The sequence below is a fragment of the Psychrobacillus sp. genome, assembly GCF_032154225.1.
In the GTDB taxonomy this organism is placed as follows: Bacteria; Bacillota; Bacilli; order Bacillales_A; family Planococcaceae; genus Psychrobacillus.
Map to the genome: position 1 here is coordinate 24,054 of NZ_JALDYF010000004.1, position 20,235 is coordinate 44,288.

Sequence of the window (20,235 nt, forward strand, 5' to 3'; positions counted from 1 at the left end):
ATTGCATGGATAAACCGTTGTCCAATCAAAAAAGGAATATAGAAGACAGTAAGGATAGACAGCTAGAACAGTTCAGAGTAAATAATGATGGAAAAAAACTTACGACCAATCAAGGAGTCAGAATTTCAAATGATGAGGAATCATTGAAAGCTGGAATACGTGGACCAACGATAATGGAGGACTTCCACCTTAGGGAGAAAATTACCCATTTTGATCATGAGCGCATTCCGGAAAGGGTTGTGCATGCAAGAGGATACGCTGCTCATGGAGAATTTGAATTATATGAATCGATGGAGGAATTCACGAAAGCAGGATTTTTGCAAAAAGCTGGAACTAAAACACCTGTATTTACGAGGTTTTCAAATGTTGTAGGAAGCTTAGGTTCAGCTGATACTGTTCGGGATGTTAGAGGTTTTGCTGTTAAATTTTATACACAAGAAGGAAACTATGATTTAGTAGGAAATAATATTCCAATTTTTTTCATACAAGATGCAATGAAGTTCCCAGACCTTATTCATGCAGTCAAACCAGAACCCAATAATGATATGCCACAAGCGGCTTCCGCTCATGATACATTTTGGGATTTTGTCGCTAACAATCAGGAATCTGCTCACATGATTATGTGGCATATGTCTGATAGGACTATTCCTAAAAATTTTCGAATGATGGAAGGATTTGGCGTTCATACGTTCCGTTTCGTCAATGCAGAAGGAGTAGCTAGATTTGTGAAGTTTCATTGGAAGCCTATATTAGGCGTTCATTCGCTTGTTTGGGATGAAGCACAAAAAATTGCTGGGAAAGATCCAGATTATCAGCGACGTGACTTATGGGAAATGATTGAAAAGGGCTTTTTTGCCGAGTATGAACTTGGTGTGCAGATGATAGAGCAAGCAGATGAATTTAAGTTTACTTTCGATATTCTCGATGCAACTAAACTTTGGCCAGAAGAAATAGTACCAGTAAAAATTATTGGTAAGATGACATTAAATCGAAATGTCGATAATGTTTTTGCAGAAACGGAGCAAGTTGCATTTCATCCTGGAAATATTGTACCTGGTATTGATTTTACAAATGATCCACTTTTACAAGGACGGTTGTTTTCGTATATAGATACACAATTGCTTCGTCTTGGTGGACCAAACTTTACTGAAATTCCAATCAATCGTGCTGTTTGTCCATTCCATAATAACCAGCGAAATGGCTTTAGCCGTCAAACGATCAATATGGGGCAAGTAAGTTATCATAAAAACTCCTTAGCGAATAATACACCGTCTACAAGTACTGCAAAAGAAGGTGGCTTTGTTCATTATGAAGAGAAAGTCGAGGGACGCATTATTCAGGCAAGGAGTCCGTCGTTCAACGATCATTTTTCACAGGCTAGGCTATTTTGGAACAGTATGTCAGGCCCAGAAAGGCAACATATTATCGATGCATTTACTTTTGAAGTTGGAAAAGTAAATAGCCTCAGTGTTAGACAGCAAGTAGTGGATATGTTTGTCCATGTAGATGAAACGATGGCGAAAATTATTGCGGACAATTTAGGGGTGAATCGCCCGATTGGAGTGCAATCGGAGGAAACAGCATCTTCTCCTGCACTTAGTCAGAAGAACACGATAAAAGTGCCGCAAACCTTGAAAGTCGCTGTGCTCATTGGCAACGGCTTCGATTTGGATGAGGTGGAAGCAGTGATTAAAACGCTTAGACGTTTCGGTGTTCAATATAGTATTGTAGCTCAAAGGCTTGGAGTGATTAAAAGTGAAGAGGGACATAAAGTAAAAGTGAATGAAACTTTTCTCACAACGGCTCCTGTATTGTTTGACTCGTTATACGTTGTCGGCGGAAAGGCTGACAATCAAGCAAAATTTAATTCAGATATGACCTATTTTATAAATGAAGCGTTTAAACATTTTAAACCGATTGGATTTGCCGCATCAGGTATCCCATTTTTCGATGCATCTAATGCAAATGTAGGACCTGGAATCTTATTTGCAACTGGAAATCCAGAATTCGGCAACGAGTTTGTTAAAGCAATAGCACAACAACGATTCTGGGATAGAAATATTTATTAATATGCGAAAAAACTGCTCTGGGTAGAAAACGGAGCGGTTTTTTTCTACTTTAAATGACAAAAGTTGCTCTATCATAGATTCTGTCATAAAGTTAAAGTACATAAGATGAAGGTGGAAGAAGGAGACAAGATTATAATGGGTAATGAAAAAAACAAAACAGTATGGAATATAGATACAAGTTATGCACGTTTACCTAATTCATTTTTTACATCGCTTCCCTTAAATCCCGTTTCTTCACCGAAATTGGTTGTTTTCAATGAAGAGTTGGCTGCATCACTTGGATTGAATGTCGAATCGTTGCAAAGTGAAGAAGGAGTGGAAGTGTTCGCTGGAAACCGAGTACCAGAAGGAGGTTCTCCACTGGCTCAAGCTTATGCGGGACATCAATTTGGCTACTTTAATATGCTAGGAGATGGAAGGGCTATTCTACTTGGTGAGCAAATTACTCCCGGAGGAGAGAGAGTTGATATTCAGCTTAAAGGGGCTGGAAGAACTGCTTATTCTCGAGGAGGAGACGGCCGGGCATCACTTGGACCAATGTTACGCGAATATATTATTAGTGAAGCGATGCATGGATTAGGTATTCCTACAACTCGGAGCTTAGCCGTAGTAACAACTGGTGAATCTGTTATTCGTGAAACGGATTTACCGGGGGCAGTCTTGACTCGTGTAGCTAGCAGTCATCTGCGTGTCGGCACATTTCAATTTGTTGCGAAATGGGGGACTTTAGAGGAACTTCAACTTTTAGCGGATTATGCCTTGGATCGACATTTTTCAAAGGTTGAAATAACTTCTAATCGTTATGTGTCTTTACTTCAAGGGGTGATTAAACGTCAGGCTGAGCTAATTGCAAAATGGCAGTTAACTGGTTTTATTCATGGAGTGATGAACACGGATAATATGACAATTAGTGGAGAGACGATTGATTATGGACCTTGTGCTTTTATGGATACTTTTGACGAGGAAACAGTTTTTAGTTCTATAGATAGAGACGGTCGTTATGCCTATAATAATCAACCCCGTATGGCTGGATGGAATCTCGCTCGATTGGCAGAAGCTTTATTGCCACTTCTCCATGAAAATCAAGAAGAGGCGATTAAACTAGCCCAACACGAAATGTACCATTTTACTGATTTGTATGATGCGCATTGGTTATCAGGAATGAGAGCAAAGCTTGGCCTATATAACGAAGAGGTACAAGATAAAGAGCTTTTTGATGAACTACTTGGTTTGATGCAGAAGTATCGAGCTGATTATACGAATACTTTTCGAGCATTGACAATGGATAAAGTGGAGGAGACTGCCCTATTTGGCATCCAAGAATTCGATCAATGGCATGATAAGTGGCAGAAAAGGTTAGATAGGCAGCAAGAATCGAAAGATCTTTCGCTTCAATTAATGCGAGAGAGTAACCCTGCAATCATTCCACGTAATCATCGTGTAGAAGAGGCATTAAAAGCGGCAGTAGAACAAGAAGACTACAGTGTGATGGAGCAGCTTCTGCGTGCACTTTCCAATCCTTATTTGTATTCTCCTGAGCAAGTTGAATACTCGAAGTTACCTGACGAAGCAGACGGTTCTTACCAAACGTTTTGTGGCACATGAAATAAAAAATAAGCGAAGAGAATTTATCTCTTCGCTTATTTTTTCATTTGGGGGTAGGTTAAAATCATTTTTGTAAAAATAATTAGAAATAATAGTAATAACCCTATATATTCAATGGTAGTCGTTTGATGTAATAAGCTGGAAATGACATATAGTATTACGGGGTATGTACATGCATACATCGCCATTTTCCATAACAGTTGGTAAACTAATTTACGTTTTGTCATCCATCTTACTAATACTCCGACCATTGCGAGCAGTGAAATAATGATCGTTCCAGTCATGATGACTAGAAGGGGATATAAAAATCCTGCTAATAATAAGGTGTTATCAAGATCTTCACTTTTCATAAAATCGACTATTAATGAAACGCCATTTGGTAGAGCAAATAAAACATGTAATAGTAAGATGTACAGTAAAAAATCTTTTGTCTTTACACGATTTAATTGATATACGGCTTTTTTCTTAGGTAGTAATAAACTTAGCTTGAATGCATTTAATAGACCCATTTTATACTCTGAAAACTACGATCTAAAATGATTCATCGCCATGATTCTGGATGGTTGATCTTCATCAAGTAAGTCATCTTCATGATAAATTGCTTCAACTGGACAAACTGTTTCACACGCTCCACAATCAATGCATAGATTTGGATCAATTATATATTGAGTTGTTATAGGGATAATACAATCTACTGGACAAACATCTAAACAAACTGCTGCCTTTTCATCTTTACAAGCGTCAATAATTACATATGTCATTTATTTACCTACTTTCTTCTTTTAATAATTGTGGACTTTGTTCCCAATAATTTATATTGAAATTTTTTAAAAAGCGGAACAATAATTCCTTCGGTTTTGGATCTAAATGGTCGAGTATAAACTTGCCTTTCATTGCTTTATCTAGCATGTTTACTTGTTCTGGAAGTGATTTGTAGCCAAGTTTAATGCGTTTCTCTTCTTTAGAAACTAGTACTTCACTTGCCGTACAGCCCGCATAATAGGGCCCATTAATCGAAGTTTCCATCGCTAGCCAAACAATCCAATACGTATGAAAACTTTCACCTACATGTTCACGTTCCGGTGAAAAGCGTACCTTTTTCTCGATACGACTACGACCATGCAATGCTTCCATGTCAATAAAGACTTCTTCGTGATCAACATCGATAATGAGCGGTGTAATATTATTCAGATCAAGCGTACCTACACCAAATCCACCATCGCCATTTGTAGAGTCACTACTTAGTATAGTAAATTGTGCTTTTTGTTTAGAAGCTTCCATGTTTTTTTCACTTCTTTCCCACATGTTATATCCATTTAGTATAAATATAAGGATTGATTGGTCAACATGCAATATGTTTGATGAAAAATCATTCATTAGTCTGAGACATAGTTTTTTCACATTTTAAAAGGGTTTTAGTGAGAGGGTGAAGAATATGTATGTAAATATGTAGTTCTGAGAATAAGGAAAAGGAGTTATATAACTATGAATTACAAAGTGATTGAGGAACTTAATGAAAGCCAATTAATCGAACTACATAGCTTATTTAAAAATGAGTGGTGGACGCAAATTCGTGAGATTCCTGATATAAGGAAGATGGTGGATAACAGTACTGTAGTAATTGGACTAGTCCATGTCGAAACAGAGGAATTAATAGGCTTTGCTAGGGTAATTACAGACACGATATATCGAGCGTTTATATTTGATGTAATGACGAAAGAAAATTTCAGAAATGGTGGTATAGGTACAATCTTGATGAACAGTATTTTGGAACATCCACTTGTTCGAGATGTCGATAGAGTAGAGCTTTATTGTCTGGATAGTTTAGTTGAATACTATGAGAAATTTGGTTTTTCAACAGACTTAAATGGCAGTAATTTAATGAGATTAAACAAGAGCTAATTTAATCAGTGTAAGACGAGAATACTAAGAAATAGGCAAGGAGGCTATATGAGAATCTTTCATGTAAGTGAAGAAAATAATATTGAATTTTTTGAACCACGTATTCCTACTCGTATTGATTTAGATCCTACAAACCCTCTTGTATGGGCTATAAACGAAAAATGCTTACCGAATTTTTTAACACCTAGAAACTATCCACGTGTTTGTTACTATGTGGGGGAAAATACTTCTGAGGTAGACAGATTGAGGTATTTTTCTTCTAAGACCTGTGTTCATACAGTTGTGATTGAAAATAGGTGGTTTGAAGCAATGAAGAATACTACATTATTCTTGTATGAATTCGATACAAGTTCATTTAGTTTGCAAGATGACAATGCAGGTTATTTTATTAGTATAAAAGAACAAATTCCTATTAATAAAATTAAAGTTGTGGATTTATTTTCTGAGTTGTTCAAAAGGAATGTTGAATTGAGATTGGTTGATACTCTATGGGATTTACACGATGAAATTCAGAATACAACACTGAACTGGTCCATGTGTAGAATGGGTTTTGCTCAAGCGAGGCTGTAGAAATGATTTTTGAAACCGCAACATAAAATTTAAAAGGAGGGTTACTTTTGAAAATTAGATTAGCTGAAGAAACAGATATAGATCAGTTAATTCAAATGAGATGGGATTTTACATTCGAAGATAAAGAATATCAGGTGACGGATGGGGTAAATTTAGAATCTTTTAAATCGGAGTGTAGGGATTTTTTAGCAAGCGCTGTTAATAGTGATCTATGGTTTATATGGGTAGCAGAGGTAGAAGAAAAAATTGTAGCACATATTTACATAGAAATAATTCAAAAAGTACCGCGCCCGGGAAGAATAACGAATCCATTTGCTTTCATGACAAATGTATATACAATCAAGGATTTTAGAAACAAAGGGATTGGAAGTAAGTTGATTACGGCTATAAATCAATGGTCTAAAGAAAGGAAGTGCGAATTTATTATCGTTTGGCCGAGTGAGGATAGCATTGATTACTACAAGCGAAATGGTTACGTTCATTGTGAAGAGCCAATGGAGTTTTTTCCTTCTGATCTTGGTTAAGAAAAAATGTAGATTTCAAAAAGGTATTAATACATACATAAAACGCTGATCCTTTAACATAGGATCAGCGTTTTTATTATATGCTCTGCTGGGAATCTAATACCTGTGATAAATTTTCTGAATTCTTAGTTGACTTATGTGTTCTGAACTATTAATCTAATATAAACATTACAAAAAAACATATAGTCGTTAATTTTTCGTTATATGATTGTTTATGTAACTAAATGGCAAGAAAGTTCATTCAGAAGGAGGAATTATGTTTGTCTCACAATGAGGAAATTTTTGACGTAACGATTATCGGGGGAGGACCAGTCGGTTTGTTTACTGCTTTTTATGCAGGTCTTCGAAATATGTCTTGCAAAATCATTGAGAGTCTACCGCAGTTGGGAGGACAATTATCCGCATTGTATCCAGAAAAGTATATTTACGATGTTGCTGGTTTTCCAAAAATAACCGCACAACATCTCGTTAATAGATTAAAGGATCAAATGGTCCAATTTGAACAAACAATTTGTTTAGGGGAAGCGGTAACTGAGATAGAAAGACTGCCAGATAGATCTTTTAAGCTAATGACGAAAGCAGGGACACATTTTACTAAAGCAATTATTATTACATCCGGAAATGGTGCATTCCAACCGAAGAAGCTAGACCTTGCAAATTCCACGAAATTTGAGGAAAGCAATTTGCATTACTTTATTAATGATTTACAACAATTCGCAGGTAAAAAAGTACAATTATTTGGCGGAGGGGATTCTGCTGTAGATTGGGCCCTCATGTTAGAGCCGGTTGCGGAAAAAGTGACACTGGCACATCGTCGTGATAATTTTCGAGCACATGAACATACAGTGAAAACGTTAATGAATTCATCTGTTACTGTTTTGACTCCATTTGTTCCTACCGAATTTATTGGAGAAGAGAGAATTGCACAAGTTGTGTTAAAGGAAGTGAAAGGAATAGAAACAAAAATCATTGATGTTGATGATGTAATTGTGAATTACGGATTTGTTTCTTCACTCGGTCCGATAAAAAATTGGGGACTTCATTTGGATAAAAACAGCATTGTCGTAAATTCAAAAATGGAAACTAGTATCCCGGGTATTTATGCTGCTGGTGACATTTGCACATATCCAGGGAAAGTGAAGCTGATTGCTAGTGGATTTGGAGAAGCACCGACAGCGATTAGCAATGCAAAAGTATATATAGACCCAGCTTCAAAAGTTCAACCACTTCATAGCACTAGTGTGATGGATAAGTTTGAAAAACAAGATGATTATGTAACTGTTGTTAAAGATAACGTTATTTAGATGTTATATAGATTGGCAGCAAAACATAACTTTAATAAAGGGGGTACTAGATGTGACAGTGCAAGAAGAACAATTGGCCCATTTTATGCAGCGAATTGAAGAAGGAGACAAAATTGAGGCAGATGATTGGATGCCGGAAGAATATAGACTAACCTTGATCCGATTGATTTCCATGCATGGAATTAGTGAAATAATGGGAGCGCTACCTGAGAAAGAATGGGTACCTCGGGCGCCTTCACTTTCTCGGAAGCTAGGCATTATGGCAAAGGTTCAAGATGAAATGGGCCATGGTCAGCTACTTCTTCGGGTAACGGAGGATTTACTTTTACCATATGGAAAAAATCGTGGGGATTTAATGCAAGACTTATTCAATGGAGATTTGAAATTCCATAATGTGTTCCATATGGAAACAAAAACTTGGGCAGATGCAGGAATTATCGGATGGCTTGTTGACGGCGCAGCAATAATAACACAAACGAATATGCTTGGCGCTTCCTATGGTCCTTATGCTAGAGCATTGCAGCGTATTTGTGCAGAAGAAGTGTTCCATGCACAGCATGGTGAATCGATTATCATGGCGCTTTCAGAAGGTACTGATCAGCAAAAGGAAATGGTTCAGGAGTCGCTCAATCGTTGGTGGGAGGCATTACTCATGTTTTTTGGACCGGCAAGTAAAGAAACGACAGGCTCATCAAAACAAGACTTGACCATTAAATATAAAATCCGAACGAAAACAAATGAAGAATTTAGGCAAATCTTTTTCGATAAATACATTCCGCGTATTTTATCACTCGGATTAAAAATACCAGATCCAACGCTACGATTAGATGCAGAAACGAAGCTTTGGTCGTATAAACAGCCAGATTGGAATGAATTTAAGAAAATTATTAAAAATGGAGGACCACGTTCACAAGCGAGGCTGAACTTAAGGCGTTCTTCGTACGAAAATAATGCATGGGTGCGGGATGCTCTAAGCGCAACAGTCAATTGAGGAAGGAGGCAGAATACATGGCAACGGAGAAAACATTTTATCAAGAATATGAAATTTTTAGCAAACGAACTCCAAGCTCTGCATTCCAGCATCAATTTAGTTTGTTAGCACCAAATGAAGATATGGCGTTGATTTTGGCGCAGGAAAATTTCATGCGCCGTGAGCCGGTCGCTGACATTTGGATTGTGAATCGCAAAGATATTCGAAAGATGAATACCGAAGAGAAAATGACGCTCGGTAGACTAGACAATAAAGATTATCGCACGACAAAAGGCTATGGCTACCTAAAGAAAAAGTGGAGACAATACGAGCAACAAATTTTGGATGAAAAAGAGATATTGTCTTGGGGAGGAGAGCGTAAATGAGCGATATCATGAGCCTAGAATATAAAAAAGCAATTACATGTTTATTATTCCAGCTTGCAGATGACGATTTTTTATACGCTTACCGAGGGTCTGAATGGCTTGGCCTAGCGCCCCATATTGAGGAAGACGTCGCTTCTTCATCTATTAGTCAAGATAGCATGGGTCATGCCGCAATGTACTACAAATTACTAGAAGACTTAGAAGTTGGAAATGCGGACGGCCTTGCTCATTTGCGCTCTGCAAATGAAAGAAGAAACAGTGTTTTGACAGAGCGAGTAAATGGGGAAGGATATTACATGGAAACTCCTCAGTATGATTGGGCTTTTCAAGTTGTAAGAAGTTATTTTTATACGCAGGCGAAAAAAGTGAAAAATGATTCGTTATGTGAAAGCTCGTACAGTCCAATTGCGGAAACGGCAGTGAAAGTGAAAATGGAGCTTTATTATCACAGGTTGCATTGGGAAACATGGTTTAAACAATTACTAAGTTCAACAGAAGTAGCGAAGAAGAAAATGAACGATGCAATTACGCTCGTGATGGCTGATTTTGGCGATGTGTTTTCTTATGGCAATGAAAAAGAAATAATTGAAAAACATAGTTTAGTAGCTAGTGAAGAAATATTGAAAGAAAAATGGAAGGCGAGTATTGCCCCAGTGTTTGCTGAACTTCAAATGGAAGTACCGTCCATTCCGGAAAGTCCATTGAAAAACGGACGTAAAGGTGATCATTCGAAAGATTTGGAGGAAGCATTACTCACACTTTCCGAAGTTTACAAGCTTGATCCAATAGCAGTCTGGTAATGAGACATTTAAAAGAGGTGACTTGTATGGCTTTATCCGTAGAAGTTTCTACCCAGCGTATTTTTGAAGTACTTAATAATGTAAAAGATCCGGAAATTGACTCTATCAGCATTATCGACCTTGGCATGGTAGAAGAAGTAACTACGGATGGAAATAATGTAAAAGTCGTTCTACTTCCGACTTTTTTAGGATGTCCTGCGCTTGAAATTATTAAATTGAACACGATAAATGCTGTGAGAAAAATACCGGAAGTGATAAACGTGGAAGTGGAATTCGTTTTTCATCCACCATGGACTTCAGACCGTATAACGGAACAAGGACATATAAATCTGAGAAAATTCGGAATCGCACCCCCTCCACGCCACTTTGAGGAGGACGGCACATGGCATGTTGATTGTGCATATTGCGGCTCTACCTATGTAACAATGGAAAATATTTTCGGTCCAACGGCTTGTAGAAGTATTTTATATTGTAAAAATTGTAAAAATGTCTTCGAGGCAATGAAACCTGTTTCTACATTAATGTAAAGTGAGGAGAAGGAAAATGGCTAAATTAATCGCATTGTACAAACATCCTGAAAACAAAGAGGCTTTTGATGAGCATTATTTCAAAGTACATGCACCACTTACTGCGAAAATACCAGGACTTCGAGAGATGAAAGTTACCAAAGTTACAGGTTCTCCAATGGGAGGCGAAGGAAAATATTATCTTACATGTGAAATGAATTATGATAATTTAGATGCACTACAGGAAGGTTTACGTTCGCCTGAAGGAAGAGCATCTGGCAAAGACTTAATGGGATTTGCAGGTGATCTTGTCACATTAATGATTGGTGAGGATGCGTAATGAACAGTTTCGAGTTCATTGAAACTTCCATATCGGGAAGCATAGCAGTTATCGAACTGAATCGCCCCCGCCAGTTAAACTCATTGAATCGAAAAATGATTAGTGAAATCGTTAGTGAGATGGAACGATTCGACCGAAATGATGAGGTTCGTGTCATTGTGCTATCTGGTAAAGGACGGGCTTTTTCAGCAGGTGCTGACATTGATGAAATGATGAAGGATACTCCAGTTAGCCTGGAACTACTAAATCAATTTGCCGACTGGGACCGTTTTTCCCTCATTAAAAAACCGATTATTGGTGCTGTCAAAGGCTTTGTTTTTGGGGGTGGTTTTGAACTTGCACTTTGCTGTGATTTATTAATCGCTGCAAGTGGTACAGAGTTTTCATTCCCAGAAGTTGGTCTTGGCGTCATGCCGGGAGCGGGTGGTACGCAGCGACTAACAAAACTTGCTGGGCGTACAAAGGCACTCGAGTGGCTTTGGACTGGAGAACGTATTTCTGCGGAATCTGCTCTTAAACACGGAATAATCAATAAAATCGTAGCACAAGAATTAGTAATGGAAGAAACGATGAAGTTCGCAGAGCGCTTAGCAAAACAGCCGCCTCTTTCTTTGCGGCTCATTAAAGATTCCGTTAACAAAGCTGTGGACTATCCTTTGTATGAAGGAATGCAGTATGAAAGGAAAAACTTCTATCTACTTTTTGCTACACAAGACCAAAAAGAAGGTATGAATGCGTTTGTCGAAAAGAGAAAGCCGAATTATCTAGGGAAATAAGGAGGTTACCGTATGTTTGAAACGATTCGTTATGAAGTCAAAGACGGAATCGCGTGGCTTTATTTAAATAGACCTGACAAATTGAATGCATTTATCGCGCAAATGAATCGAGAAATAAAAGAAGCAATCAAAGTGGCCGCTTACGATGAGCAAGTCCGCTGTATTGTCATAACAGGTGAAGGACGGGCTTTTTGTTCTGGCCAAGATTTAGCAGAAGTCGATGAGCATATGGATCATGGTCAGGTGTTAAGAGATCATTATGGTCCAATGATAAAGCAATTGAGGCAATGTGAAAAACCGATTGTTGCTGCGGTAAATGGGGTAGCGGCTGGAGCAGGATTCAGCTTAGCGCTAGCTTGTGATTTCAGACTTGTATCGGATCGTGCAAGCTTTATGAACGCTTTCATACATGTCGGTCTTATTCCAGATTCGGGAAATCTTTATTATTTAACACAGTTAGTCGGATATTCTAAAGCGATTGAACTATCCGTTTTTGGTGAAAAAGTGCCGGCTGCTGATGCTGTAGCTATGGGATTAGCTAGCCAACTTATTCCTTTGGAAACATGGGGTGAGGATGTTTCTGCATTTGCGGTAAGATTATCTAATTTACCAACAAAGGCAATAGGATTAATAAAACGATCTTTGAAAGCGATTTCAGATAGTTCATTTGAAGATTATCTTGAACTTGAAGCACAAGGACAACGAATAGCTGGTCTAACAAATGATCACCTCGAAGGAGTTCGTGCATTTATGGAAAAAAGAAAACCTGTTTTTTCAGGACAATAGGGGGAGTTGGACATATGACAACAATTGGAGAAAATGAAATTAAGCATGAGGCGATGAAGCGTGATTTCTATCATTTGATTATTAACGGAGAAAAAGTAACAAGTAGTACAGGAGAGACAATTAAAATATATAATCCTGCAACAGGTGAATTAGTGGCAGAAGTTGCAAAGGCGTCAAAAGAAGATGCGGAAAATGCTGTGATTGCCGCTCGGAATGCGTTTGATAATGGCAAATGGAAATTGTATCCGATTGGTCGTCGTGCGCAAGTACTGAACAAAATTGCTGGGATCATGCGTGCTCGTTTCAATGAGCTCGTTGAATTGGAAATTCTTGATACAGGTAAATCACTTCATGCAGCACAAGGCCAAGTTTCACAAGCAATTGAAGATTTTGAGTTTTATGCAGGCGCAATCGTTGGTCATCGTGGAACAGTTAATAATGTCCCTGGTCAATTCCATAACTATACGGAGAAGGAGCCAGTAGGTGTTTGTGCGCAAATCATTCCATGGAATTACCCACTGATGATGGCTGCATGGAAAGTGGCACCAGCTATCGCAGTAGGCTGTTCGGTAATTGTTAAACCGGCATCTCTTACTCCATTAACTGCAATTATCCTTGGAGAAATCTGTTTAGAAGCTGGTGTTCCAGCAGGTGTAGTGAATGTTCTTCCGGGATCTGGATCTGATATTGGAAACTTTTTAGTCGAGCATCCTCAAGTGGATAAAGTAGCATTTACTGGTTCAACTCCAATTGGTAAAGACATCATGGGAAAAGCATCTCAAACGTTAAAACGTGTCACTCTAGAGCTAGGTGGCAAATCTCCTAATCTCGTATTTGAAGATGCAGATATGGATGCAGCGGTAGATGGTTCATTGTTCGGAATTTTTTATAACTCTGGTCAATCATGTGAAGCGAGATCTCGTTTATATGTTCATGAAAATATTTACGATGAATTTATGAGCAAGTTTGTAGAAAAAACGAAAAAGCTGCAGCTAGGAAATCCATTTGATAAAGCAACTCATGTCGGTGCAATTATCGATCAAGGCCAATTGGATACAATCGATGGATATGTTCAAACTGCTCGGAAAGAAGGAGCGGAAATTGTTGTTGGTGGGAATGTTGCGAAACCAGAAGGATATGAAAATGGTTTTTGGTATGAACCGACGATTATTACAAACGTTCAAAATGATATGACCGTTGTAAAAGAAGAAATATTTGGTCCCGTTGTGGTTGTGATGAAGTTTAAAGATGAGAAAGAGGCAATCAAACTCGCAAACGATACTAAGTTTGGATTAGGATCTGCCATTTGGTCAAAAGACGGTGCGCGTGCTACACGTGTTGCCAATCAAATCCAAGCAGGCATTGTCATGGTAAATTGTCCATTTTCAGCTTTTCCGGGAACACCATTTGGAGGCTATAAGCAATCTGGGTTTGGACGTGAGCTATGTATCGAAACGTTGGATCTCTATACAGAAACGAAAAGTATTTTATCCTATTATGGCAGTCGTCCGCTAAATCCATTCGGGCTGTAGTGGAATGCGTTTAAACTATCCATATACTATGTGGGGAAATTGTAAAGTCACGGACAGAGGCTATAAAACCTCTGTCCGTCTTCTTTCATTATAAAAGGGAGGAAAAGAACAATGATTAACCATATTGTAATCATAGGTTCGGGTGTAATGGGAAGAGGAATTGCTTATGTCGGTGCAATTGGTGGGTATTCAGTGACAGTTGTTGACAATTTAGATTCTGCCTTACATAATGCGAAACAAGAAATTGATCGTATTTTTGAAAGTGGACTAGTACGAGGAAAAATTACATCAGATCTGGCTAAACGAGCACGCGAAAATTTAAGCTATGCAAACGACCTCGTAAAAGCAGTCGAGAATGCTGACTTAATTATAGAAGCGGTTCCTGAAAAGTTAGATATCAAAAAAGAAGTGTTTGAAATGATAGGGAAATTTGCACCTGCTCATTGTTATTTTGCAACCAATACATCAACGATGAGTCCAACAGAAATTGCTTCTTTCGGTAGACGTCCAGAAAAAACAATTGCTATGCACTTTTTTAATCCTGTACATAAAATGCCACTTGTTGAGATGGTTCGGGGCTTAGAAACAAGTGATGAAACAGCAGAAGTGATTAGAGAAGTAGCTGTAAAGATGGGGAAAGAAACGGTTGTTATTAACGAATTTCCAGGGTTTGTAACAAGCAGGATTAGTGCACTTGTTGGCAATGAAGCATTTTATATGCTCCAAGAGGGGTTAGGTACGCCGGAAGAAATTGATAAAGCGATTAAGCTAGGTTTAAATTACCCAATGGGGCCGTTTGAACTAGTTGATTTAGTTGGACTTGATACACGTTTGAATAACTTGAAATACTTACATGAAAAGCTGGGAGAGAAATATCGTCCAGCACCTTTGTTAGAACAATATGTTAAAGCCGGTCGCCTTGGACGAAAGAGTGGTAAAGGGGTATACGATTATACGGTAGAGGACGAGGTGACAAAAAAATGAGAGAAGTTGTAATTGTAGACGCTGTCCGTACACCTATTGGAAGATACAATGGGGCCTTAAAAGATGTACGACCAGATGATTTAGGAGCTATTGTCATTAAAGCACTTGTTGAACGAAACCCTTCACTTTCTACTGAAGAAATTGAAGAGGTTGTTTTTGGAAATGCAAATCAAACAGGTGAAGATAATCGCAATGTTGCACGAATGTCTGGTCTCTTAGCTGGCCTTCCTGTAGAAGTCGCAGGGACGACTATTAACCGATTATGTGGATCAGGTCTTGACGCTATCATGTATGCTGCAAGAGCAATTTCTGTTGGTGATGGGGACATTTATATTGCTGGTGGCACGGAGAGTATGACACGAGCACCTTTCGTAATGGCAAAGCCAGATAAAGAATTTCCACGGGGGAATATGGAGCTACACGACACAACAATTGGCTGGCGCTTTACAAATAAAAAGTTGAAAGAAATGTATGGGACAGATACGATGCCGCAAACAGCCGAAAATATTGCGCAAAGATATCATATAACTAGGGAAGAACAGGACTTATTTGCTTTCGAAAGCCAACAACGTGCGAAAAAAGCAATGGAAGAAAACCGATTTGCTGAAGAAATCGTTCCAGTTGTCTATATGGACCAGAAAGGTAATAAAATCATCGTAAACATAGATGAACATCCGCGTCCAGATACGTCGTTTGAGAAACTTGGACAGTTAAAACCATTGTTTGAAGGAGGTACAGTTACAGCTGGCAATGCTTCAGGCGTTAATGACGGTGCATCTGCTTTACTTTTAATGAGTACTGAAAAAGCGAAAGAATTGAAAATAAAACCATTAGCGCAATATATTACGGGAGCGACTGCGGGTCTTGAACCTGCTGTTATGGGTCTTGGACCAGTATTTGCTTCTACAAAAGCACTAAAACGCGCTGGATTAATGACAAGTGATATTGGGCTCATTGAATTAAATGAAGCGTTTGCTTCACAATCACTAGAGTGTATACGTCAGTTGGAATTAGATATTGAAAAAGTAAATGTCAATGGAGGGTCAATAGCGTTTGGACACCCTTTAGGTGCGAGTGGGGCGCGAATAGCAACAACTCTTATATATGAGATGAAAAAAAAGAACGTTGAGTTTGGTTTAGCGACAATGTGTATAGGGGTAGGTCAAGGGATTGCAATAGTTTTCAAGAAATTATGACGAAAATTTCTTATAACAAAATAATGAAAGAAGTGATTAAACGTGATATATTGTTAACTAGAGAGAAGAAAGAGTGAGCATATATGTCAAATACACAATCAATGATATTTACAATTTACGGTGATTATATCCGCCATTACGGCAACAAAATATGGATTGGCAGCCTGATCCGATTACTGAAGGAATTCGGTCACAATGAACAGTCAGTTCGAGTAGCTGTGTCCAGAATGATGAAGCAAGGCTGGCTAGACTCAGAGAAAAAAGGAAATAAGAGCTATTACTTTTTGACGACACGAGGACTAGTAAGGATGGAAGAAGCGGCAATTCGTATTTTTAAAGTGATGCCGAATGATTGGGATGGTAAATGGCGTATGCTCATGTATACGATCCCTGAGGAAAAAAGGCAAGTTCGTGATGAATTACGCAAGGAGCTTTTATGGAGTGGGTTCGGCAGTTTTTCGAATGGATGTTGGATTTCACCGAACAGCCTTGAAAAAGAGGTAGAATCCCTGATTGAAAAATATGATATCAAAAATTACGTAGATTTCTTCATAGCAGATTATAAAGGACCGCAGGAAAACAGAGCTCTTGTTGAAAAAAGCTGGCCCCTGCAAGAACTCGAAGGAAAATACAAAGAGTTTATTTCTACATACAGCAATCAATTCATAGTCCATCAAAGCTTGATGAATGATGGTAGAATGACAGATGCGGAATGTTTTGTGGAAAGGACAAATCTTGTTCATGAATACCGTAAATTTCTTTTTACGGATCCAGGACTACCAAAAGAATTGCTACCCGAAATTTGGAGTGGAAACCATGCTGCTCTTTTATTTGAGCAATATTATAAATTACTTGCGCAATCAGCAAGCCATTTTTTCGAAGAAGTATTCCAAGAAGATAATGATATGCGTCGAAAAAACAAAGCGTACGATGCAGACGAACATCCTCTCCTTGCTGATTAACCATTTAAAAAAGTATAAAAAAACTGGGTGCTAATTTATATAGCAACCCAGTTTTTTGAAAGAATAAGAAAGTATAGGAAGGAGTGGAACGGATTACGTTACAAGCGGACGCGGGCACGGCTTCAATCTCCTCGTCGCAAAGACACCGGTCAAATAAAATTCGGCCAATGTCTTTCCTTCGGGCTTTCAGCTCGCGCTTTTCCCGCCGGAGTCGCCGCTTTTCACTACACCCACATTGCTTATAGGAGTGTATTCATGTTCTTTCTACTTAACCACTTTCATGTAAGAGGAAGAGAAAAAAGTCATCTACACTTCTAGTTATAAATAGACCTACAATTTTCGAAGGAAGTAAGTTTGTCATCTACTTTTATACTTCATCTTCAAATGTAGAAGTGTATCTTTCTAAAATCCTACAAAGAGCCGCCAAAATTGTATCTTTGGCGGCCATCGAAGAATATAGAATGAGACTTGCTTCTCCTATTGCCAAAAGTATTTAATTGCTTGGCGCTGAAGTTTCTGGCGAGCGGATGGCGAACAATTGCCATACGATGAACGACTAAAAAGCTTGTTGGAAGCGGCGAAGCCACTTCTAACAAGCTTTAAAAATTTTCCCATTCAGCGTATGGTTAACGCAAAGCCTGGAGCGAGCCGGAAACTACGTCGTTAAGGTATTTTGCCTTTAAAGAAACGGACGTCATTTTGTTCGATTTTTCTTAGATATTTTCCTCTTGTTGAAGTATTTCTCGATAGTCATATCCCTTTTGAACATACGTATCAATGGATAACTGAATCATTTCGAGATCCTTTTCATTTAATTCTCTTACTACTTTCCCAGGTGATCCGACTACAAGCGAGCGGGGGGGGATTTTCTTTCCGGGTGGTATTAATGTGTTAGCCCCGATTATGCACTCTTCTCCAATTTCTGCATGATCTAGTATTGTAGAACCCATTCCAATAATGCAACGTTTCCCAATTTTACAGCCATGTAGAATAACATTATGACCAACAGTTACTTCATCTTCTACGAAAACTGGAGCATCTTCATATAAATGAATCGTTGAGTTGTCTTGAATACTGCATCTTTTACCAATCGAAATTAGTCCTTCATCTCCACGTAGAACCGCATTAAACCAGATCGTTGATTCCTCCCCAATTTGGACTTCTCCAATTAATTTGGCCCCTGGAGCGACAAAAACTGTAGGATCAAGCTTAGGTTGTTTTCCTTTGTAATTGATGAACATAAATTTCCCCCATTTTTTCTTTTTATTCGTCTAATTTTTGTAATTGTCATTCTATTAAATATACTATAACATATTTTAATGGGGGTGGATAAAAAATGATATGTATTTGCGAAAAATTGCAGATTGATTATCCAATTATTCAAGGTGGAATGGGGAATATTAGCAATGCTCAGCTTGCGGCGGCTGTATCAGAAGCTGGCGGCCTTGGCACAATAGGATGCGGTACTATGACACCAAATGAAGTAGAGAATATAATACTTGAAACGAAACAGCTAACCCAAAAAAGTTTTGCTGTGAATATTGCTATTAGCGTCTCACCTTATCCAAATGAACTAATTGACCTTGTTATCAAACATAATGTTCCGATTGTTTCATTATCAGCTGGTAACCCAGTACCTTATATTCCGTTATTGCATGAGCACGACATAACGGTTATAGCACTTGTAGCATCAGTAAAGCATGCACAAAAAGCAGAGTCGGGAGGGGCAGATATACTTGTGGCAGAAGGATTTGAAGCTGCGGGTATCAACTCAAGTTTAGAATTGACGACATTCACACTCATTCCGCAAATTGTGAAGAGTGTAAAAATTCCAGTAGTTGCTGCTGGTGGCATTGGTGACGGCAAAGGGTTGGCAGCTGCACTTATGCTAGGTGCAAGTGGTGTGCAAATCGGCACTCGTTTAATCGCCACTAAGGAAGCACCCTTTCATGAGGTATACAAACAAAACCTTGTGGCTGCAAATGATACGGAAACATTGATTATTGGGCGTAGCGTAGGCAGATTAAGAAGAATATTAAAGACGCCATATGCTATGAAGCTTGATGAGTTGGATAAAGTCGGAATGACATTAAATCAATACAATGAAATGACATCTGAAAAAAAACATATCCAAGGTGCAATTGAAGGTGATATGGAAAATGGATTTATTAATAGCGGCCAAATTGCAGGTCTGATTGAACATATTCCAACAGTAAAAGAACTTATCAATGAAATGCTAGAAGAAGCGGAAAATCGAATAGTACTTACTAATGAGAAACTAAAGGAATTAAAAAGAAAATAGATAAAAAAAGTGAGGATTTTCCTCACTTTTTTATATGTAATGCTAAGCGGAATGAAGTAAAAGTAATAATTATTTCCCAAATTTAAAGTAAATGAACTTTTCTGAATATTGTATTGACTATAGTATTACAAATTGTTACTATTACGTTGTAATAGTGTTATGTACCGCAGAATATATTTTAATATGTAAGCGTTTACAAATAAACTTGAACAATGGTGCATTTAAATCACTATTCAGGTTTTTCAAGAATCAAGCATATAGTAAATTGGGGTGTTGTGATGAAGAACGGATTGGAATTAGGTAGAGAAGAAACGATCGAGATAGTAGTAACAGAAGCTATGTTTGCTTCTTTCGAAGGGGAAGTAGTGCATCCTGTCTATTCTACAGTGGCAATGACATATCATATGGAATGGGTTTCTCGAAAAATCATTCTTCCGTTTTTGGAAGACCATGAAGAAGGTATGGGAGCATCTGTAAAGTTAAGTCATATTGCACCATCCCCACTTGATTCCACAGTTACGTTAACGGCAACTTTAATTGAACTATATGACAATGTAATACTCACAAAAGTAACGGCATCTAACAATCTAGGTGTGATTGGAAAAGGTGAAGTAAAACAAGTAATTATACAGAAAAAAAAGCTAGCTGAAAAACTGAAAAATACTTCATCAATTCCAATGAAAAAAGAATCTTTTTTAGATTAACCAGCATTTTCCAAGGG

The 20,235-nt window shown here is 38.2% G+C and carries 23 protein-coding genes; 19 read left to right on the top strand and 4 right to left on the bottom strand.

From position 1 onward, the window contains the following. Positions 1-5 precede the first annotated feature (5 nt). Together RUH95_RS07535 and RUH95_RS07540 are read left to right on the top strand one after the other, a co-directional pair. Positions 6-2,069, top strand: coding sequence for a catalase (locus tag RUH95_RS07535; protein WP_313892239.1), 2,064 nt, complete (start codon positions 6-8; stop codon positions 2,067-2,069). Positions 2,070-2,204: 135 nt separating this feature from the next. Beyond that, complete coding sequence (locus RUH95_RS07540; RefSeq protein WP_313892240.1) at positions 2,205-3,674, top strand: protein adenylyltransferase SelO; 1,470 nt, start codon at positions 2,205-2,207, stop codon at positions 3,672-3,674. Positions 3,675-3,709: 35 nt separating this feature from the next. Here RUH95_RS07540 and RUH95_RS07545 read toward each other — a convergent pair whose 3' ends face one another. Genes RUH95_RS07545 through RUH95_RS07555 form a run of 3 tightly spaced genes read right to left on the bottom strand, consistent with a single transcriptional unit; the run spans position 3,710 to position 4,955 of the window. Beyond that, complete coding sequence (locus tag RUH95_RS07545; RefSeq protein WP_313892241.1) at positions 3,710-4,183, bottom strand: DUF1189 family protein; 474 nt, start codon at positions 4,181-4,183, stop codon at positions 3,710-3,712. 15 nt (positions 4,184-4,198) lie between these two features. Further along, positions 4,199-4,435: a ferredoxin family protein gene (locus RUH95_RS07550; protein ID WP_313892242.1), complete on the bottom strand. Its 237-nt coding sequence runs from the start codon at positions 4,433-4,435 to the stop codon at positions 4,199-4,201. A 4-nt stretch (positions 4,436-4,439) separates the two neighbouring features. Beyond that, complete coding sequence (locus tag RUH95_RS07555; protein ID WP_313892243.1) at positions 4,440-4,955, bottom strand: YwhD family protein; 516 nt, start codon at positions 4,953-4,955, stop codon at positions 4,440-4,442. A gap of 204 nt (positions 4,956-5,159) precedes the next feature. Here RUH95_RS07555 and RUH95_RS07560 point away from each other — a divergent pair, with 204 nt between their 5' ends. The 15 genes from RUH95_RS07560 (at position 5,160) to paaX (ending at position 17,212) form a co-directional block, all read left to right on the top strand. Beyond that, a complete protein-coding gene (locus RUH95_RS07560) occupies positions 5,160-5,576 on the top strand; it encodes a GNAT family N-acetyltransferase (protein ID WP_313892244.1) in 417 nt (138 codons plus the stop codon). 48 nt (positions 5,577-5,624) lie between these two features. Continuing rightward, on the top strand, positions 5,625-6,146 hold the full coding sequence (locus RUH95_RS07565) for a DUF6886 family protein (RefSeq protein WP_313892245.1): 522 nt from the start codon (positions 5,625-5,627) through the stop codon (positions 6,144-6,146). 47 nt (positions 6,147-6,193) lie between these two features. Further along, positions 6,194-6,670 carry a GNAT family N-acetyltransferase gene (locus tag RUH95_RS07570; RefSeq protein WP_313892246.1) on the top strand — a complete coding sequence of 159 codons (477 nt, stop codon included), beginning with the start codon at positions 6,194-6,196 and terminating at the stop codon, positions 6,668-6,670. 260 nt (positions 6,671-6,930) lie between these two features. Beyond that, positions 6,931-7,974: an NAD(P)/FAD-dependent oxidoreductase gene (locus RUH95_RS07575; protein WP_313892247.1), complete on the top strand. Its 1,044-nt coding sequence runs from the start codon at positions 6,931-6,933 to the stop codon at positions 7,972-7,974. Positions 7,975-8,059: 85 nt separating this feature from the next. Continuing rightward, positions 8,060-8,965: a 1,2-phenylacetyl-CoA epoxidase subunit PaaA gene (paaA, locus tag RUH95_RS07580; protein ID WP_313892470.1), complete on the top strand. Its 906-nt coding sequence runs from the start codon at positions 8,060-8,062 to the stop codon at positions 8,963-8,965. 17 nt (positions 8,966-8,982) lie between these two features. Further along, positions 8,983-9,330 (top strand): 1,2-phenylacetyl-CoA epoxidase subunit PaaB, encoded by a 348-nt coding sequence (paaB, locus tag RUH95_RS07585; protein ID WP_313892248.1) that lies wholly within the window; start codon positions 8,983-8,985, stop codon positions 9,328-9,330. Next, a complete protein-coding gene (paaC, locus tag RUH95_RS07590) occupies positions 9,327-10,130 on the top strand; it encodes a 1,2-phenylacetyl-CoA epoxidase subunit PaaC (protein ID WP_313892249.1) in 804 nt (267 codons plus the stop codon). Before paaB ends, paaC begins: the two co-directional genes overlap by 4 nt. A 26-nt stretch (positions 10,131-10,156) precedes the next feature. Continuing rightward, the gene (gene paaD, locus RUH95_RS07595; RefSeq protein WP_313892250.1) at positions 10,157-10,657 is read left to right on the top strand and encodes a 1,2-phenylacetyl-CoA epoxidase subunit PaaD; all 501 of its coding nucleotides are present in this window, start codon (positions 10,157-10,159) and stop codon (positions 10,655-10,657) included. A 16-nt stretch (positions 10,658-10,673) separates the two neighbouring features. Continuing rightward, positions 10,674-10,976, top strand: coding sequence for an EthD family reductase (locus tag RUH95_RS07600; RefSeq protein WP_313892251.1), 303 nt, complete (start codon positions 10,674-10,676; stop codon positions 10,974-10,976). Next, complete coding sequence (locus RUH95_RS07605) at positions 10,976-11,752, top strand: enoyl-CoA hydratase/isomerase family protein (protein WP_313892252.1); 777 nt, start codon at positions 10,976-10,978, stop codon at positions 11,750-11,752. Before RUH95_RS07600 ends, RUH95_RS07605 begins: the two co-directional genes overlap by 1 nt. Before the next feature lie 12 nt (positions 11,753-11,764). Further along, positions 11,765-12,538 carry an enoyl-CoA hydratase-related protein gene (locus tag RUH95_RS07610; protein ID WP_313892253.1) on the top strand — a complete coding sequence of 258 codons (774 nt, stop codon included), beginning with the start codon at positions 11,765-11,767 and terminating at the stop codon, positions 12,536-12,538. A gap of 14 nt (positions 12,539-12,552) precedes the next feature. After that, positions 12,553-14,070: an aldehyde dehydrogenase family protein gene (locus tag RUH95_RS07615; protein ID WP_313892254.1), complete on the top strand. Its 1,518-nt coding sequence runs from the start codon at positions 12,553-12,555 to the stop codon at positions 14,068-14,070. A gap of 111 nt (positions 14,071-14,181) precedes the next feature. Beyond that, the gene (locus RUH95_RS07620) at positions 14,182-15,054 is read left to right on the top strand and encodes a 3-hydroxyacyl-CoA dehydrogenase (RefSeq protein WP_313892255.1); all 873 of its coding nucleotides are present in this window, start codon (positions 14,182-14,184) and stop codon (positions 15,052-15,054) included. Next, positions 15,051-16,250, top strand: a complete 1,200-nt coding sequence (locus RUH95_RS07625; protein ID WP_313892256.1) for an acetyl-CoA C-acyltransferase — start codon at positions 15,051-15,053, stop codon at positions 16,248-16,250. The genes RUH95_RS07620 and RUH95_RS07625 overlap by 4 nt, the downstream gene beginning before the upstream one ends. Positions 16,251-16,333: 83 nt before the next feature. Continuing rightward, positions 16,334-17,212, top strand: a complete 879-nt coding sequence (gene paaX / locus RUH95_RS07630; protein ID WP_313892257.1) for a phenylacetic acid degradation operon negative regulatory protein PaaX — start codon at positions 16,334-16,336, stop codon at positions 17,210-17,212. Between the two features lie 713 nt (positions 17,213-17,925). On the opposite strand, the gene RUH95_RS07635 is transcribed toward paaX, so the two are convergent. After that, positions 17,926-18,453, bottom strand: a complete 528-nt coding sequence (locus RUH95_RS07635) for a gamma carbonic anhydrase family protein (protein ID WP_313892258.1) — start codon at positions 18,451-18,453, stop codon at positions 17,926-17,928. 95 nt (positions 18,454-18,548) lie between these two features. On the opposite strand from RUH95_RS07635, the gene RUH95_RS07640 reads away from it, so the two are divergent. After that, complete coding sequence (locus RUH95_RS07640) at positions 18,549-19,514, top strand: NAD(P)H-dependent flavin oxidoreductase (protein ID WP_313892259.1); 966 nt, start codon at positions 18,549-18,551, stop codon at positions 19,512-19,514. A gap of 278 nt (positions 19,515-19,792) precedes the next feature. Continuing rightward, complete coding sequence (locus RUH95_RS07645; RefSeq protein WP_313892260.1) at positions 19,793-20,218, top strand: thioesterase family protein; 426 nt, start codon at positions 19,793-19,795, stop codon at positions 20,216-20,218. The last annotated feature ends 17 nt before the right edge of the window (positions 20,219-20,235 follow it).